Source organism: Phocaeicola vulgatus ATCC 8482, assembly GCF_000012825.1.
GTDB classification, from domain to species: Bacteria; Bacteroidota; Bacteroidia; order Bacteroidales; family Bacteroidaceae; genus Phocaeicola; species Phocaeicola vulgatus.
Genome location: NC_009614.1, coordinates 1,438,163 through 1,455,686 on the forward strand (window position 1 = coordinate 1,438,163; position 17,524 = coordinate 1,455,686).

The 17,524-nt window shown below is 41.5% G+C and carries 13 protein-coding genes and 1 pseudogene; 7 read left to right on the plus strand and 7 right to left on the minus strand.

Annotated elements, in window-relative coordinates:
• The first annotated feature begins 341 nt into the window (after positions 1–341).
• Both BVU_RS05475 and BVU_RS05480 read left to right on the plus strand, forming a co-directional pair.
• On the plus strand, positions 342–3,428 hold the full coding sequence (locus BVU_RS05475) for a SusC/RagA family TonB-linked outer membrane protein (RefSeq protein ID WP_011965031.1): 3,087 nt from the start codon (positions 342–344) through the stop codon (positions 3,426–3,428).
• Between the two features lie 15 nt (positions 3,429–3,443).
• Positions 3,444–4,994, plus strand: coding sequence for a RagB/SusD family nutrient uptake outer membrane protein (locus BVU_RS05480; RefSeq protein WP_011965032.1), 1,551 nt, complete (start codon positions 3,444–3,446; stop codon positions 4,992–4,994).
• Positions 4,995–5,282: 288 nt separating this feature from the next.
• Here BVU_RS05480 and BVU_RS05485 read toward each other — a convergent pair whose 3' ends face one another.
• Positions 5,283–6,545: a peptidase U32 family protein gene (locus BVU_RS05485; RefSeq protein WP_005844184.1), complete on the minus strand. Its 1,263-nt coding sequence runs from the start codon at positions 6,543–6,545 to the stop codon at positions 5,283–5,285.
• 150 nt (positions 6,546–6,695) lie between these two features.
• On the opposite strand from BVU_RS05485, the gene dusB reads away from it, so the two are divergent.
• A complete protein-coding gene (dusB, locus tag BVU_RS05490; RefSeq protein ID WP_011965033.1) occupies positions 6,696–7,685 on the plus strand; it encodes a tRNA dihydrouridine synthase DusB in 990 nt (329 codons plus the stop codon).
• Between the two features lie 95 nt (positions 7,686–7,780).
• Here dusB and BVU_RS05495 read toward each other — a convergent pair whose 3' ends face one another.
• The 4 genes and pseudogenes from BVU_RS05495 to BVU_RS05510 form a co-directional block, all read right to left on the minus strand.
• Positions 7,781–8,632, minus strand: a complete 852-nt coding sequence (locus BVU_RS05495; protein WP_011965034.1) for a head GIN domain-containing protein — start codon at positions 8,630–8,632, stop codon at positions 7,781–7,783.
• Between the two features lie 176 nt (positions 8,633–8,808).
• A pseudogene (locus BVU_RS05500) lies at positions 8,809–9,785 on the minus strand (phosphatase PAP2 family protein).
• Positions 9,776–10,822, minus strand: coding sequence for an NAD-dependent epimerase/dehydratase family protein (locus BVU_RS05505; RefSeq protein WP_011965037.1), 1,047 nt, complete (start codon positions 10,820–10,822; stop codon positions 9,776–9,778). Before BVU_RS05505 ends, BVU_RS05500 begins: the two are co-directional and overlap by 10 nt.
• 10 nt (positions 10,823–10,832) lie before the next feature.
• On the minus strand, positions 10,833–11,774 hold the full coding sequence (locus BVU_RS05510) for a cation diffusion facilitator family transporter (RefSeq protein ID WP_005850066.1): 942 nt from the start codon (positions 11,772–11,774) through the stop codon (positions 10,833–10,835).
• A 91-nt stretch (positions 11,775–11,865) separates the two neighbouring features.
• Here BVU_RS05510 and rnr point away from each other — a divergent pair, with 91 nt between their 5' ends.
• A complete protein-coding gene (rnr, locus tag BVU_RS05515) occupies positions 11,866–14,013 on the plus strand; it encodes a ribonuclease R (protein ID WP_005844173.1) in 2,148 nt (715 codons plus the stop codon).
• A gap of 62 nt (positions 14,014–14,075) precedes the next feature.
• On the opposite strand, the gene BVU_RS22675 is transcribed toward rnr, so the two are convergent.
• On the minus strand, positions 14,076–14,204 hold the full coding sequence (locus BVU_RS22675) for a hypothetical protein (protein ID WP_005844171.1): 129 nt from the start codon (positions 14,202–14,204) through the stop codon (positions 14,076–14,078).
• Between the two features lie 109 nt (positions 14,205–14,313).
• Here BVU_RS22675 and BVU_RS05520 point away from each other — a divergent pair, with 109 nt between their 5' ends.
• Both BVU_RS05520 and BVU_RS05525 read left to right on the plus strand, forming a co-directional pair.
• Positions 14,314–15,222 carry a serine O-acetyltransferase gene (locus BVU_RS05520; protein ID WP_005844169.1) on the plus strand — a complete coding sequence of 303 codons (909 nt, stop codon included), beginning with the start codon at positions 14,314–14,316 and terminating at the stop codon, positions 15,220–15,222.
• 150 nt (positions 15,223–15,372) lie between these two features.
• On the plus strand, positions 15,373–15,564 hold the full coding sequence (locus BVU_RS05525; protein WP_005850060.1) for a hypothetical protein: 192 nt from the start codon (positions 15,373–15,375) through the stop codon (positions 15,562–15,564).
• Positions 15,565–15,643: 79 nt separating this feature from the next.
• On the opposite strand, the gene BVU_RS22680 is transcribed toward BVU_RS05525, so the two are convergent.
• Positions 15,644–15,766 (minus strand): hypothetical protein, encoded by a 123-nt coding sequence (locus BVU_RS22680; RefSeq protein ID WP_005850059.1) that lies wholly within the window; start codon positions 15,764–15,766, stop codon positions 15,644–15,646.
• 309 nt (positions 15,767–16,075) lie between these two features.
• Between BVU_RS22680 and BVU_RS05530 the strand changes: the two genes are divergently transcribed.
• Positions 16,076–17,524, plus strand: coding sequence for a THUMP domain-containing protein (locus tag BVU_RS05530; protein ID WP_005844163.1), 1,449 nt, complete (start codon positions 16,076–16,078; stop codon positions 17,522–17,524).

Consider the following 17,524-nt stretch of genomic DNA (forward strand, 5'->3'; position numbering starts at 1 on the left):
TTTGATCTATCCGCCCAATATTTAAATAAGACAATTCCTATTTTAACTACGTTAATAAAATTCCGTATAGTTTTGACTTTCAACAGGTTCACCATAAAAAAATATTAAAATATATTATCCTATTTAAATCAAAATACATATATTTGCGATTGTTATTGAATATCACAATTATAAAATACACAAGCAAAAAGAGACCCTAATGAGGTTTGGATGGCCATAAAACCACTATTAGGAAATATGATAATGATAAAAAAGGTAGCATCACAATTTTAGAAAGAGAGTTCAATATATAATGCCTGAAAAATGGCAATGTACAAACCCCCAATAAAAGCCAAGTTTATATGAGCAGATTTTCTTCATTATTATGTAGCTTGCTATTCTGCATGATTACATATGCACAGGAAATTACAGTAACTGGTAAAGTCACCGCAGGAGGCGAAGAAATGCCTGGTGTCACAGTAGCTGTAAAAGGACAAACTCGCGGTACCATCACTTCCATCGATGGCAGCTATCAGATTCAGGTTAACGGCAATGAAAGCCTGATCTTCTCTTTTGTAGGTTACGAAACAGTAACCATACCGGTAAACAGACGCAAAGTGATTAACGTAGAATTGAAGGAAACAACCCAAATGGTAGATGAGGTAGTGATAACCGTTCCTTACGGTACTGCCAAAAAATCCACATTTACAGGGTCTGCAAGCTATATTGCCGCCGGTACTATTGAAAAAGCACAGGTCAGTAGTGTATCAAAAGCACTGCAAGGAACTGTAGCTGGCTTACAGTCTTTTTCCTCCAGCGGTCAGCCTGGATCAGACGCCACGATCCTGATTCGTGGAGTTGGTTCTGTAAACGCTTCAACCAATCCCCTCTATGTGGTTGATGGTGTTCCTTACGATGGTGCTCTTTCCTCCATAGCATCTTCAGATATTGCGTCAATCACTGTATTGAAAGATGCAGCTTCCGCTGCATTATATGGCTCACGTGCAGCAAACGGCGTAATTATGATCACCACCAAACAAGGAAATAAAGATAGCGCACCCACCGTTGAATTATCTGCCAAATATGGTTTTTCAAGCCGTGCACGGGCAGACTACGACCAGTTGAATACAAACCAATATTATGAATTATATTGGGAAGCCATGCGTAACTATCGTATGGACAACGGTTACTCTGCCGAAGAAGCTGCTGTATGGGCATCAAGCAATGTTACAGGCAATCTAGGCATCAATCCTTATGGCAGTGCTTATCCTGAACCAATCGGCCATGACGGAAAACTGGTAGCAGGCGCCAAACCATTATGGGACGACAGCTGGGACGACGCCCTTTCACAAGATGCGCACTATACAGATTTAAATGTACGCGTAAGTGGTGGTAGCAAAACCTCCAAGTACTTTGTTTCAGCAGGTTACATGGATGACCAAGGTGCTTATATCTGCTCTGGTTTCAAACGCTATACTCTCCGCGCCAACGTGACTTCAGATATCCGCAAATGGTTACAGATCGGATTGAACGTATCAGGAACTCATTCTGTTCAAGACTATCCCAAGCAAGATGACTCTACCATTTCCAATGTGGTCATGTTTGCCCGTTCGGTACCATCTTTCTATCCGGTATATCAACGCGATTTGGCAACCGGAGCATACCTGTTGGACGAAAATGGTAACCGTATGTTCGATTATGGTGAGTATCGCCCGAACTCGTATGCAAAATATAATCTGCTGGCTTCCATGCCACACGATAAAAGCGAGATAAAACGTGATGCTGCCTCTTTACGTGGTTTTATCCAAATAACTCCTATCAAAGAGCTTGCTTACAAGATGTCTTTGAACATTGACTATAACAACAAAACAAATCATAACTACACCAATCCTACTTACGGTACAGGTTCTATCAGTGGTGGCAGTGTAAGCAAATACAACTACCGCACTACAGGCATGACTTTTAATAATGTCATTAATTATCAACACACGTTCAATGATGTACATGATATCCGTGTGATGGCCGGTCAGGAGTATTACGAATATAACACTTCCAATTTCGGCGGAAGCCGCAGCAAAGTCATCATGGATGGATTTTATGAGCCCGACGCAGCTTCCTCTTTAGGTGATTTTGGCGGAAACAGTGACCAATACAAGCTGTTAAGTTTCTTTGGAAGTGCTGAATACTCGTACAATCAAAAATACTTCTTATCGGCTTCTGTCCGTTCTGACGGTTCTTCCCGTTTCCATCCGGATCATCGTTGGGGTACTTTCTGGTCAGTCGGCGCATCTTGGAAAATCATGCAGGAAGAATTTATGAAGGACACATCAGACTGGCTATCCAATTTGTCATTGCGTGCCAGCTACGGAGCACAAGGTAATGACCAGGTAGGTTATTATGCGTATCAGGCGCTCTATTCCATACGCAATAACCTCGGTGAATCCGGTTTGCACGCTTATCGTCTGGCAACTCCTAATTTATCATGGGAAACCAATCTAAATACTAATATCGGCTTGGATTTTGGTTTCTGGAACAATCGTCTAAATGGTACAATCGAATATTTTGAACGTCGTTCCAAAGATTTATTATTCTCTAAAGACTTAGTTCCATCTTCAGGCTTCTCAAGTATGGACGAAAATATTGGTGCTATCAAAAATTATGGATGGGAATTCCAAATCTCAGGATATCCTATCATGACTAAAGATTGGAAATGGAAACTTTCTTTTAATGCTACTACCTATAAAAACAAAATAACCTCATTGCCTGCCGAAGAAATGTGGAGTGGCAACAAGAAATGGGTGAAAGGAGGATCATTATATGACTTCTATTTAGTAGAATGGGCTGGTGTCAATCCTGAAAATGGTAATCCTACGTGGTATCGTTACAATACCAACGGAGAAAAGATAACCACAGAAGACTATTCATCAACCACCCCGGACGACAAAGTAAAATGCGGCAATTCATTACCCGACTGGACCGGCGGTCTTCAATCAGATCTCTCATTCAAGGATTTTACATTATCATTCTTATTCTCTTATTCCATTGGTGGTAAAATCTATAATGGGGATAAAGTTTCATTGATGAGCCAAGGACCTACAGGCACTGGTTGGAGCGTAGATATGTTAGATCGTTGGACTCCTGAAAATCCCTATACCGATGTACCGCGCCTGACTACTTCTCCCAAAAGTTCATGGACAAACTCTTCAAACCGGTTCTTAGTTGATCGTTCATACTTACGTTTGAAGAATATTACATTCTCTTACAACCTGCCGAAATCATTGCTGAATACATTGACGCTGAAAGATGCAAGCATATTTTTTCAAGCAGAAAATATGCTGACATTAGCCAAACAACAAGGTCTAGACCCAGAGCAAACTTTCGGAGGCTCTACTTACTATCGTTATCCGGCAATGAAAACTATTTCATTCGGTATCAATGTGAAACTTTAATACAGAAAGAAGAATATGAAAACTATTTTAAAATATATATTTTCATTCGCACTGGGAAGTACAATGCTCACTTCCTGCGATTTGGATACAATTCCTACGACTTATGTAGATGCCGGTTCTGTTTTCGGTAAAACAGGAGATGCCGAAAAAGTACTTAATGGTGGCTGGAACTACCTGATGGAAACTTTCAATTCTTACGCCAACCCCGGCTATGGAGCAATGCTACGTGCAAATGACGCAATGGGTTCTGATGTAGTGTTAAATAGCAAATATGGCTTTAGGACACATAATGAGTTTTCTGCAATTTATGGAAAAGGAGGCACAAACACCTTGAGCTGGCTTTTAGCATACCGTGTAATCAACGACTGCAATGGCGTATTAGACAATATTGATGCTGCCGAAGGCACGCAAGCCGACAGAAACCGAATTAAAGGACAAGCATTGGCTTTACGCGGTTTCTTATACCTGCACCTGGCCTCTTGTTATTCCTTTGCTATTGATAAAGACCCGGACGCTGTATGTGCACCTATCTATACACAATCAACAGATGAAACAATTGCAGCTGAAGGAAAACCTGCATCAAGTGTCAGTGAAGTATATGCGCAATCTATCAATGACTTGGAAGAAGCATTAGAACTTATTCCCGAAACTTATGTACGTGACGCCAAACACAAAATTGATAATGAAGTTGTCCTAGGTATTCTCTCACGTGCCTGTCTTTACGCTCGTCAATGGGAAAAAGCTAAAACTTACTCAGATAAATTGTTAGCTAAAGACAATTATCTAATGACTGAGAGTGAATATAAAGCCGGATTCAATTCTGTAGACAATAAAGAATGGATTTGGGGACATGCTCAAACCAACGATCAAAGTAATGCCAGTTATCAGTTTCATTATTTAGATACTACAACTAAAGGTTCATACTATTATAGCTTCAATGTAGACCCTTACTTCCGTGATTTATTCGAAGATGGTGATTATCGTAAAGAAATGCTGTTTTGGGCTACAGATCCGGGAGCTGACGTTGAATCAGCAGCTTATGTATGGATGCGCAACTCTAAATTCAGATTCCGCGATATCGAAAACCAACTTGGTGATATCGTATTGATGCGCGTTGCCGAAATTTATTTGATAAATGCAGAAGCAAAAGCACATCTGAATGATCCAGATGCAATTAACAAATTAAATGATTTAAAAACAGCCAGAGGGGCAAAAACCATTCATACAAATCTTTCACAACAGGATCTATTGGAAACTATTTGGCTAGAACGCCGCAAAGAATTATGGGGGGAAGGATTCAGTTTGATAGACATTATCCGTAACCAACAGACCGTAGTCCGCAACGCATATCCCGAAGGGCCCATTGACTATATTTACACTGATGAAAACGGACAAACTCACACCCTGAAGAAAAAGACTCAAGGACATCGTTTCTTCAATTTCCCCGATAAAAGTGCATTCTGTCCAAACAGTAAATATTATTTATACCGAATTACGGATTCGGAAGAGCTGGCGAACAAAAACCTTTACAAGGATCATCCTAAACTCTCAATTTATACCAAATAACAGCAAACTCTAACAAAGTAAAAACCCGTAGCAAAATGAACTGTTACGGGTTTTTTATTGTTCTCAAACAAATCAAAAGAGAGTATTCATTAATAAATTTATAGTTCCAAAGGATAACTCAAAATAGATTAATGAAACAGCTTTATAATAAATCTGTATCATCATGATATCCTACCCTTTCTTACTTTATTCATTGCTACATAAAATAAGAAAAGGGAGCTTCTCTTCGGATTTTAATCATAAGAGATTTAAATTTCAATATCTCTTTAGAAACACATTCTTTCTGTTTTATTTCTTCTTCAAATCCTCAGGAGAAACCAACTTATAAAGCTTGTCACTAGGACGTACCTTATCGGGTACTTTAAAGGATACATGTTGACCTTTTCTTACCACATCCACCGGTTTCAAATCCACACGCGCCTCATCCAACGTCAGAAATACCGCTCCTGTAGTAGGTCCTGTGATCAGAAGCTTATCCCCTACTTTCATCTCAGCAGCTTCCACCAGAAACTCTGCAACGCCAATATTAGAAAAGTACTTGATTCCCTTACCCACATACACTTTACGCTCAGTAGCCTCCGAACCATAGTTCTTACTCCATTCACCCAAACGCTGTCCTAAATAATACCCATTCCAGAATCCCCGATTGAATACGGTCTTCAGCCGTTCATCCCAAGCCTGCTTCTTCTCCTCGGTAAAAGTGCCCTCCAGATAAGAACAAATAGCTTCTTTGTAACATTCCACCACGGTACGTACATACTCAGGTCCTCGGGCACGCCCTTCGATCTTGAAGACACGCACGCCAGCCTCTATCATCTCATCCATAAAATGAATAGTTTTCAAATCTTTAGGAGACATGATGTATTTATTGTCCACCTCCAGTTCAATATCACTCTCTTTATCCTTCACATCGTATGCACGGCGACATATCTGCATACAAGCCCCCCGGTTAGCAGAAGCATTCATCTCATGCAAACTGAGATAACACTTGCCCGACACTGCCATACAGAGTGCCCCGTGGCAGAACATCTCAATACGGACCAATTCTCCATTCGGACCTTTAATTTGTTCCTTCTGGATAGTATCATAAATCACCCGCACCTGCTTCAAATTCAATTCACGTGCCAATACCACTACATCGGCAAAGCGAGCATAAAATTTCAACGCTCCGGCATTACTGATATTTAATTGGGTGGAAAGGTGTACTTCCTGCCCCACCTCGCAACAATAAGCCATTACCGCCACATCCGCAGCAATCACGGCACTGATGCCTGCCTCCTTAGCCGCATCCACAATGGTACGCATCAAAGCAATATCTTCATCATAAATAATGGTATTGATCGTAAGATAGCTCTTGATGCCATGTTTATCACAGATCTGTGCTATCTCGCGTAAATCATTGACAGTAAATGTACTGGCAGAACGTGCACGCATATTCAGACTCTCAATTCCGAAGTAAATAGAATCCGCACCTGCCTGTATGGCTGCCGCCAGCGACTCACGTGAACCTACAGGAGCCATTATTTCAAAGTCTTTTATAGAAGCTTTCATTATTCTTTTGATTAATATATGTGCAAAGGTAGGCTTTTTTCCGTATTTTTGCAGCCTGATTTCACCACAGATTACACAGATTCACACAGATTATAAATTAATACTCAAATGAATCTGACTTTTCTGTAACCCAAAGATAAACATACAACAATGAAGATTAGAAATATAGACCTGGGCAGATACCCTATTTTCCTGGCTCCGATGGAAGATGTAACAGACCCCGCTTTTCGCCTGATGTGCAAGAAGTTCGGTGCTGATATGGTATATACCGAATTTGTATCGGCAGATGCATTGATACGCTCGGTAGGTAAAACGATGCAGAAGCTGAATATCAACGATGAGGAACGCCCCGTAGCCATCCAGATTTACGGCAGAGACACGGAAACAATGGTAGCAGCGGCGAAAATAGTGGAAGAGGCGCATCCTGACATCCTGGATATTAATTTTGGCTGTCCTGTAAAACGCGTTGCCGGTAAAGGAGCCGGTGCAGGTATGCTGCAAAATATCCCGCTGATGTTGGAAATTACCCGTGCTGTTGTGGACACTGTAAAAATTCCCGTTACTGTAAAAACACGTCTAGGCTGGGACAATGAGCATAAAATTATAGTAGATTTGGCAGAACAATTACAAGATTGCGGCATTGAAGCACTGACCATTCATGGACGCACCCGTGCACAAATGTACACTGGTGAAGCGGACTGGAGTTTAATAGGTGAAGTAAAAAAGAATCCCCGTATGCATATACCTATCATTGGAAACGGGGATATAACTACGCCACAACGTGCCAAAGAGTGTTTTGACCAGTATGGAGTGGACGCTATTATGATTGGCCGAGCCAGCTTTGGACGCCCGTGGATATTCAAGGAAGTAAAACATTATATAGAAACCGGTAAGGAACTCCCGGCCCTTTCTTTTGAGTGGCGGCTGAATGTACTCCGTCAGGAAGTGTTGGACAGTGTGAATCTGCTTGACGAACGCCGCGGTATTCTTCATGTACGCCGCCATCTGGCTGCTTCTCCCTTATTTAAAGGCATCCCCAACTTTAAAGAGACACGTATCGCCATGCTCCGTGCCGAAACCGTGAAAGAACTTTTCAGTATCTTGGATTATATCAGGGGGAATTACGGAATGAATTCTTAATGCTACAATGTGCTAATATGCTAATGTGCCAATTGCCATGCGGAATACAGCACAGCCAATTGGCACATTAATATATTGTAGCATTAACACATTATCTATTCCATTTTACGCAAACCTCTTTTGGGAGAGAAATCAATATCTTTAGGATTGCCTTTATAAGCCACCTCACCACTACTGGATGCTTTCGCAGTCAGCGAACCGGTCACATAACATTCCACATCACCAGAGGAACTGGCACTGGCAGTTACATTGACCGCCTTCATACCTTTTGCCTTTACATCCCCACTACTACTGGCTCTGTAAGAAGCGTTCTCACAAATACCTGCCAAAATCACATCTCCGGAAGAGCTGGCATCAGCAGATACATCAGCAGCGTTCAGATTCTTGACAGATACATCACCCGAGCTACTGGCATCAGCAGAGAAATTCGTACAAGATACCTTTTCCAGAATCACATCACCCGAACTATTAGCGGTAGCCGCAAAATCATCACAAGAAATAGTGCTTCCTGTTACATCACCGCTACTGCTAGCCTTAACAGTAACTTTCCCACTCGTTTTCAGTCCATTCTTTATAATAATATCACCGGAACTGGAAGCTTTCAAGCTGTTCACAGCCGGAGCAGAAACTCTTACTTCCTTTTTATGTTTTCCATTTATTGAAAAATTGTTTCTTGGTGATTTAAAACCAACCTCAAGTACTCCACCCTCTACACGGACATCAATATAGTCCACCAAATTGTCCGGAGCATATATTTCCACATTCTGCCCACCGGAACTTTGAGTATAGATTACATCCACCGAAGAACTGGTAGAGATAGCATTAAAACTACCCACATTCACTTTTTTGGTAACATAGTTCTTACTAGGAGTTATTCTCTCTGCACATACTGTGGCAGACACTAACATAAGGGTCACCGCCATTAAAGTTGATACTAATTTTCTCATACTATTTTTGTTTTATTCATTAGACGTTATTTCTATGCCAAACGTTGCAACGTTTAGCCATTATTTTTAAAGCAATATTCATGCCAGCAACATTTATCACTGAAAATCAACAAGGTATAAACAAAACAGGGTGTCCGAAAATGGACACCCTGTACGCTTTTATATACTTTTTAAAACTATTTCAGCACAAGTTGGAAGACTACAGAAGCAAACCAACGCTTATACATATAAGTAGCCACAATATAAATACATACCGCCGAAATCCAGCCGGCAATAACATCCACCAAATAATGCGCCTGAATATAGACCGTAGCACAGCATAGAAGTACGTAGAACGGTGCCAAGAAATAACATAGTTTCTTATTAACGCGATAGGCCATAATCATCACAATGGTAGATATACCGACATGCGAACTAGGAAAAGCAGCAGTAGGGCGTTCCCCCACTTCCTGTGAGGCCTCTACCAAATTAAAGAAGAAACCATGATCAAAACCGGGACCGGGCAGCAGAATATCATTATTATTGAAATAATCACCGATAGCAGGGAAATGCTGCGCCATCACATTGTCCATTCCGATAGCAGGGAAATAGAATTGCGGACCGGCAACCGGAACCAATATATAAATAAGATAATAGATAAAAAACGAAGTGACCAGCACAAAAGAAACCTTTTCAAACCACTCAAAACGAAACAAGAAATAATAAATAGTCACAACCCAATCATTGGATAATAAGCGAAATACCCCATATTAAATGGTTCACTGAACCACATGGAAGGAAAATGTTCACTAAATTCTACCGAAGGCTGGCAACGGAACAAAAACTGCTCCGCCGAAGCGAAGAAGTTATCCAAATTGGGAAAAAGACGATTAAATTCAAAGGTATCGGGATACCAATACGCTAAAAATGCCATCTGCACAGCCATTCGTATAAATGCCGTAAGTTTACACGGATACTTGCGATACAAATATATTAATGCAAACGTAATGGCCACAATGCCTGCACGCTCCAAAAGCATAATTACAGGGTGGTCCATACGAGGAAATAATATTAAAACCATTATGGTCGTGAGGGCATTATATATCAGACTAATGCTCTCAACGGCAAACAATCCTTTCACACTGTCTACCCGTTTGAATAAATTTAAAGCCATCCTTCTTTCTTATACCATGCAATGATTTCCTTTACTCCCTTGTCTAAAGGGTACTCAGGACGATATCCCAGTTCTTCCACCAAGGGTGAAATATCGCATTGCCAATTACGTTGTTTCATTATTTTATATTTGTCAGCATTCAGCGTACTTACCTTTCCCAGGCAACGCGCTGAAAATTCAGCGAGCAAAGATACAACTTTTAAAATAAATAATGGGCATTTAATGTGTATAACCCACGGATTACCAAGTTCTTTTTGTATCAAATCAGAAAAAGTACGACTGGAATAGACATTTCCGTCACTAACAAAATAGGCGCGCTGCCGCACTCCATGTTCTATTGCCAAATAAACAGCTTGTACCAAATCCCTCACATAAATAAAAGTAAGATCCTGTCTTTTAAAACCAGGAGCAAAGTCTATATGCTGCTTGATAGACTTCGCCATCAGAAAATAATCGCGTTCACGAGGACCATAAACTCCAGTAGGACGGAAAATCACTGTCGGAAAATCATTCAATGATTGCAGGTAATGTTCCGACTTTAGCTTACTGACCCCATATGCAGTATTGGGCATTGCCGTATCACGCTCACTGATGGGTACATAATTATCTTCATGAATAGGACCGAAAATACTAAGTGAACTGATATAGACAAATTGCCGGGGAACCATGTCCAAGGTTCTCAAAGCTTCTACAAAATTACGAGTATAGACATAATTGCCTTTGTCAAATTCGTCCTTATGGCGGCATTTAGTTACACCGGCACAATGAATGATATAATCCCATCCCCCATGCAATTGTTTATGAACAGCCAATTGCTCCGTCAATCTTCCGGGATGAGCAAAATCCAATTCGGCAAATTGAATGCGAGGATCTTTCAAATAGGTACGACTACTGCTTTTACGTACACCAGCCCATACCTGCATCTCTCTCTCCAATCCTCCTTCCACCAGGAAACTGCCAATAAATCCGCTTGCTCCGGTTACCAATACTTTCTTTAAGCAGCAAGTGTTCTTTTGTGCAAATTCTTCGTTATTCATTCTTCGTATGTTATTTCACCGGTTCCACATGAATACCCACATGAGTATCCTCTCCAAACTTTTCTTTCAATCTATGTTCAATACCAGTTGCCGTCTCGTGCGCTTTATGCAGAGAAATGTTCCCATCCATGCGTATATGAATCTCTATAGCATAATTGTTTCCGATGCGCCGCGTGCGTAAATGATGCGGTTCGCTGACTCCATCAAAAGATAACACAATTCCTTCTATCTCACGTTCCACACTATCCGGCAAAGACTTTTCCAGCAATTCATCCAGGCAAGGAACCAGCAGCCTGATGGAAACCCGCATAATAAAGAAACTGACTGTCACAGCGGCAATAGGATCGAGTACCGCCCAATGAGGACCAAGTAAAATCGCTCCGCCAATACCGGCAGCCGTACCAATGGATGATAATGCATCACTCCTATGATGCCACGCATTCGCCACAACAGCCTGTGAGTGGCATCTTTTCCCCACTCTGACTGTATATTGATAAAGTATTTCCTTCAACAGAATAGAAATAATGGCAGCAACCAATGCCAACATTCCCGGTTGACGAAGTTCCCCACCTCGTAGGAAAACCAATATATCTGTTGCTCCATTCCACAATATTCCAAATCCTACCCCCAATAATGCCATACCAATGAAAGCAGTAGCCAATGTTTCATATTTCCCATGACCATAATCATGGCTCTTGTCCACTGGTTTATTGGATATACGTACAAAAAGAATCACTACTACGTCCGTAATGAAGTCAGATAGAGAATGAACTGCATCTGCCAACATAGCAGCACTATGCCCTGCAATTCCGGCAAGGAATTTAAAAATAACCAGCAAGAAATTAACGAAACTCCCCACTAATGTAACTCTATAAATTTCTTTTTCCCTGATTTTCTTATCAAGTTCAGTCATAACAATTGTTTTAGAACGGACAAAGATAGCACGTTTCATTTAGATTCAACCAAATTTAATGTATCTATTGAACCGCTATTCCAATTATTTTGTTTACTTTGTAGCACATAATACATAAATATATCCCCTTATGGCTAAAAAGAAAGAAAAAAAAGCAGGGAAACGCATGAAAAAAAGCGAAATGTCTGAACGACTGATAAGCTTATTCCACACAAAACCGAACGAAACATTCAGTCTGAAACAATTATCAAGCAGTCTGAACCTTACTACACATCCTCTTAAAATGCTTTGTGCCGACATCATTACTGAAATGATTGAGGATGATTTTCTGCAAGAAGTAGAAAAAGGACACTACAAACTGAACGACCACGGTCTGATTATGACTGGCGTCTTTCAGCGTAAAAGCAACGGCAAGAACTCCTTCATCCCCGATGATGGTGGAGAAACTATTTTCATAGCCGAACGTAATTCGGCACATGCCATGAATAATGACAAAGTAAAAATAGCCCTCTTTGCCAAACGTAAGAACCGGAACCCGGAAGGTGAAGTGATAGAGATTCTGGAACGTGCCAACGATACTTTTGTCGGCACACTGAAAGTAGAGAAATTCTACGCCTTTCTGCTGACCGAGAACCGCACTCTGGCAAATGATATTTTTATCCCGAAAGATAAGCTGAAAGGTGGAAAGAATGGGGACAAAGCAGTCGTGAAAATTGTAGAATGGCCCGAAGAGGCAAAAAACCCGATAGGACAAGTCATTGATATTTTGGGAAAAGCAGGAGAAAACACAACTGAAATGCATGCCATTCTGGCCGAATTCGGCTTACCTTACGTATATCCCAAGAATGTAGAAACCGCTGCCGAAAAGATTCCGGCAGAGATTTCCGAGGCGGACTATGCAGAACGTGAAGATTTCCGCAATGTAACAACTTTCACCATTGACCCTAAAGATGCAAAGGACTTTGATGACGCGCTCTCCATCCGTCTCATCAAACCGGGACTATGGGAAGTAGGCGTACACATTGCCGATGTTACTCATTATGTAAAAGAAGGAGGCGTTATCGACAAAGAAGCTGAAAAACGCGCTACTTCCGTTTATCTGGTAGACCGTACCATCCCCATGTTGCCCGAACGGCTGTGTAACTTCATCTGTTCCCTCCGCCCCGACGAAGAGAAACTGGCATTCTCCGTCATTTTCAATATGAATGAAAAGGGAGAGGTGAAAGACTCGCGCATCGTGCACACCATTATAAAGAGCGACCGCCGTTTCACCTATGAGGAGGCGCAAAAAGTGATTGAAACGGGTGAAGGCGACTACAAAGAAGAAATTCTGGAACTGAACAAACTGGCACAAATCCTGCGTAAACAAAGATTGGCTGCCGGTGCTATTGACTTTGACCGCGTAGAAGTGAAATTTGAGATAGACGAAACCGGCAAACCGCTCAGTGTCTACTTCAAAGAATCCAAAGAGGCCAATAAGTTGATAGAGGAATTTATGTTGTTGGCCAACCGCACGGTTGCCGAAAAAATCGGTAAAGTACCTAAAAACAAGAAAGCCAAAGTATTCCCTTATCGTATCCACGACCTTCCGGACCCCGATAAACTGGAGAACTTGAATTGGTTTATCAATCGCTTCGGATATAAGATACGTACATCGGGTAGCAAAACTGAGATATCCAAATCCATCAATCGTTTACTGGACGACATAAAGAACAAGAAAGAACAAAATCTGGTGGAAACCGTATCCTTGCGTGCCATGCAAAAGGCCCGTTATTCCACACATAATATTGGCCACTATGGTCTGGCATTTGACTATTATACTCACTTTACCTCACCTATCCGCCGTTTTCCGGATATGATGGTTCATCGTCTGCTCACCCGCTATCTGGCAGGAGGACGTACGGTACAGGAAGCGAAATACGAAGAATTGTGTGACCATAGCTCTGAAATGGAACAAATCGCCGCCAATGCGGAACGTGCCTCTGTAAAATACAAACAAGTAGAGTTTATGGGTGAACGTTTGGGCATGGAGTTCGATGGAGTCATTTCCGGAGTTACCGAATGGGGACTTTATGTGGAACTGAACGAAAACAAGTGCGAAGGTATGATTCCCATGCGTGACCTTGGTGATGACTATTATGATTTCGATGAAAAGAACTATTGTCTGACGGGACGCCGGCATCACAAAAAATTCAGTTTGGGAGATCCGGTTACCATTAAAGTGGCCCGCGCCAATCTGGAGAAAAAGCAACTTGATTTCGCTTTGGTCGAGAAATAAAGATTAACATCCTGTTGTAGGGGCAGACTGGTTCTTCCCCTACAACAAGACAATAGTTTCATTTACTTCACTCTTCTATTCAACTGATTATTCGCTTTATCCGGCTTCGATTTGCCGATCCGTTTACCACCGGACTTCTTTTTAGTTTCCTGTTTTGCCTTAAAAGCAAATGGATTTTTCTTATTTACCATAAATATTCCCTTTTTTCTGCAAAAATAAAGGATTAACATCAATATTCATTCTATTTATTGGCAATAATATAGAATTTACTTACTTTTGTCCTTCTAAAGCATTCAGTTCATGACTACATTCAATTACACGAACATATTAACGCAGGCAGTAGATGAATTATCTGAAAGCCAGTCCTATAAAGGATTATTCCACCAACACAAAGATGGAGATCCTTTACCATCTGCCAAATCCCTATACAAGATAGTAGAATTGGCACGCGCCATTATCTTCCCCGGCTACTTTGGTAATTCCACCGTTAACAGCCATACCATCAACTACCATATCGGTGTAAATGTAGAAACCCTGTTCGGTCTGCTGACTGAACAAATTCTGGCAGGACTTTGCTTCGGACAGGAAAACAGTAAAAATGCAACCGATGACAATGAACCGTGCAGAGAAACAGCCTCTTTGCTGGCAGCTCGTTTCATCAGTAAACTGCCCGAACTCCGCCGCATTCTGGCTACCGATGTAGAAGCCGCATATTATGGTGATCCCGCCGCCACATGCTTTGGTGAAATCATCAGTTGCTATCCGGCTATCCGCGCTATCAGCAATTACCGCATCGCACATGAGCTGTTAATACTGGGTGTACCTTTAATCCCCCGCTTCATTACAGAAATGGCACATTCGGAAACCGGTATCGATATTCATCCGGGGGCACAAATAGGACACCATTTCACTATCGACCACGGTACAGGTGTAGTAATCGGAGCGACCAGCATCATCGGAAATAATGTGAAACTCTATCAAGGGGTAACATTAGGAGCTAAAAGCTTTCCGCTAGACAATAATGGAAATCCCATTAAAGGCATTCCACGCCATCCTATTTTAGAAGACGATGTCATTGTATATTCCAATGCAACCATTTTAGGGCGTGTTACTATTGGCAAGGGTGCTACCGTAGGAGGTAATATTTGGGTAACAGAAAATGTACCTGCCGGATCACGTATCGTACAGCGAAAAAACAAAGACGAATAAAACCCCTTTGCCATCATAGAAATGCTGACATCACAAAATGGTCTAAAAAGTAGTATGGCAGCAAACTTTTTAATAAAACAGTAACTTCCTGTACACCTTCTTGTAACAGATAAACAAGATATTTGCAGTACGATAAAAAAGGAGGTATATATGGAACTTAAAAGCAATGAATATCAGATAGAATGTACACCCTACGGGGAATATTACGCCTTTTTAACAGACTACCACCAATGCTGCACTTACGGCGAAACTGCCGAAGAAGCATTGGAAACCCTGTCAGATATCGCCGATGAGTTTTTCTGCGAAATAAACGAAGTCTATCTGGCAGAAGAATTCGCATAAAAGTCACTCAACCTATTAATCATAGAATTTCTCTTACAGAAACCATACCTGTGTGATACAGATATGGTTTCATTTTGTCCTAAGCATGCCCCATACGGTAGAGACTGTACCCCAAATAAACCAAATACAAACAAGAGACCAGTATCATTAAAGCACAAACCACATATCCCTTACGTTTCTCATCCGTCAATTCCATTTTCATTCTGATTTCTATTTAAGTTTCTTGATTCAGCAAAAATGGCAAATTCCTGTGTAGAATTTATTTCTATAGGATAACAATTACATTGCCGGATACATATTTTGTCAATTTATTCCACAGATATACCCAATTCCGTTTTTAAATAATTTTTATAATCAAAGGTAAATAAAGACCCCGGCAAGGAGCGTGGACGCCCCGATTTCATCCTCTTTTTTGCTTCATCAAACAGATTAATTCTCTAAATAATTGATTAGCAAACAGAAAATCATTAAATTTGTCCCATCAATTGAAATTACGTAATTATCATTTAAGATGAAGGAAGAATTCGAGCTAATCGCCAAGACTTTCCAGGGACTGGAAGAAGTACTGGCAAAAGAACTCACCGAGCTGGGAGCCAGCAATATAGAAGTAGGAAGACGCATGGTAGCCTTTACGGGCGATAAAGAAATGATGTATAGGGCAAACTTCTGCCTGCGTACTGCCATCCGCATCCTGAAACCCATCAAACATTTTGAGGCGAAGAATGCCGATGAAGTTTACGAAGCTATCAAGGCCATTGCGTGGGAAGACTTCTTGGATAAAGATAAAAGTTTTGCCGTAGACGCTGTGGTTTTCTCGAACGAGTTCCGTCACTCCAAGTTCGTAGCCTACAAAGTAAAAGACGCCATTGTGGACTATTTCCGTGAAAAGACAGGAGAGCGCCCCTCGGTACGCATCAACCATCCCGATGTGGCACTGAACATCCATATAGCCGAAAATAAATGCACTCTGTCACTGGATAGTTCGGGCGAGTCACTCCACCGCCGGGGTTATCGCCAGGAAGCCGTAGAAGCTCCTTTGAATGAGGTACTGGCAGCCGGTATGATCCTGATGACCGGATGGAAAGGCGAATGTGATTTGATAGACCCGATGTGCGGTTCAGGAACAATACCTATCGAAGCCGCCCTGATAGCACGTAACATCGCTCCCGGCGTATTCCGCAAGGAGTTCGCTTTTGAAAAGTGGAACGATTTTGATCAGGAACTATTTGACCGCATCTACAATGACGACTCACAGGAACGTGAGTTCACACATAAGATTTTTGGATATGACAATAATCCGAAAGCAAATGAAATTGCCACTCACAATGTGAAAGCAGCCGGACTGAGCAAGGAGATTATCTTAAAAATCCAACCGTTCCAGCAATTTGAGCAACCCAAAGAAAAAAGCATCATCATCACCAACCCTCCTTATGGAGAACGTATCTCAACCAATGATTTGCTGGGCCTGTATCAAATGATAGGCGAACGTCTGAAACACTCTTTCACCGGCAATGATGCATGGGTACTAAGTTACCGTGAAGAATGTTTCGACCAGATTGGTTTAAAGCCTTCTATAAAAATCCCCCTGTTCAACGGTTCGTTGGAATGTGAATTCCGCAAATACCAATTATTCAACGGCAAATTCAAAGAATTCCGTAGTGAGAACGCCGATCAGGAATTCAAGCCCCGCCGGGAAGAAATCCGCCCGCGCCGTAACACGGAAAAGGTAGAATATGGAGAACGCAGAGAACGTCGTAGTTTTGACAACAGACGTGAAGGACACGGAGAGTACAAAGGAGGAGAGCGCAGAGAAAGACGCTCTTTTGATGACAAACGTGAGGGACGTGGCGATTTCAAAAGAGGAGAACACCGCAACTTTGGTGACAGACGTGAAGGCCGCGACAATTTCAAAAGCAGTCCCCGTAAATTTGACGACAATAAGGAAAAGACAGAAGAATAA

What these genes read in the sequence shown, in the direction of transcription:
- BVU_RS05475 (WP_011965031.1), top strand. Translation starts at nt 342, where the DNA reads ATGAGCAGATTTTCTTCATTATTATGTAGCTTGCTATTCTGCATGATT.
- BVU_RS05480 (WP_011965032.1), top strand. Translation starts at nt 3,444, where the DNA reads ATGAAAACTATTTTAAAATATATATTTTCATTCGCACTGGGAAGTACA.
- BVU_RS05485 (WP_005844184.1), bottom strand. Translation starts at nt 6,545, where the DNA reads ATGAAAGCTTCTATAAAAGACTTTGAAATAATGGCTCCTGTAGGTTCA.
- dusB (WP_011965033.1), top strand. Translation starts at nt 6,696, where the DNA reads ATGAAGATTAGAAATATAGACCTGGGCAGATACCCTATTTTCCTGGCT.
- BVU_RS05495 (WP_011965034.1), bottom strand. Translation starts at nt 8,632, where the DNA reads ATGAGAAAATTAGTATCAACTTTAATGGCGGTGACCCTTATGTTAGTG.
- BVU_RS05505 (WP_011965037.1), bottom strand. Translation starts at nt 10,822, where the DNA reads ATGAATAACGAAGAATTTGCACAAAAGAACACTTGCTGCTTAAAGAAA.
- BVU_RS05510 (WP_005850066.1), bottom strand. Translation starts at nt 11,774, where the DNA reads ATGAAACGTGCTATCTTTGTCCGTTCTAAAACAATTGTTATGACTGAA.
- rnr (WP_005844173.1), top strand. Translation starts at nt 11,866, where the DNA reads ATGGCTAAAAAGAAAGAAAAAAAAGCAGGGAAACGCATGAAAAAAAGC.
- BVU_RS22675 (WP_005844171.1), bottom strand. Translation starts at nt 14,204, where the DNA reads ATGGTAAATAAGAAAAATCCATTTGCTTTTAAGGCAAAACAGGAAACT.
- BVU_RS05520 (WP_005844169.1), top strand. Translation starts at nt 14,314, where the DNA reads ATGACTACATTCAATTACACGAACATATTAACGCAGGCAGTAGATGAA.
- BVU_RS05525 (WP_005850060.1), top strand. Translation starts at nt 15,373, where the DNA reads ATGGAACTTAAAAGCAATGAATATCAGATAGAATGTACACCCTACGGG.
- BVU_RS22680 (WP_005850059.1), bottom strand. Translation starts at nt 15,766, where the DNA reads ATGAAAATGGAATTGACGGATGAGAAACGTAAGGGATATGTGGTTTGT.
- BVU_RS05530 (WP_005844163.1), top strand. Translation starts at nt 16,076, where the DNA reads ATGAAGGAAGAATTCGAGCTAATCGCCAAGACTTTCCAGGGACTGGAA.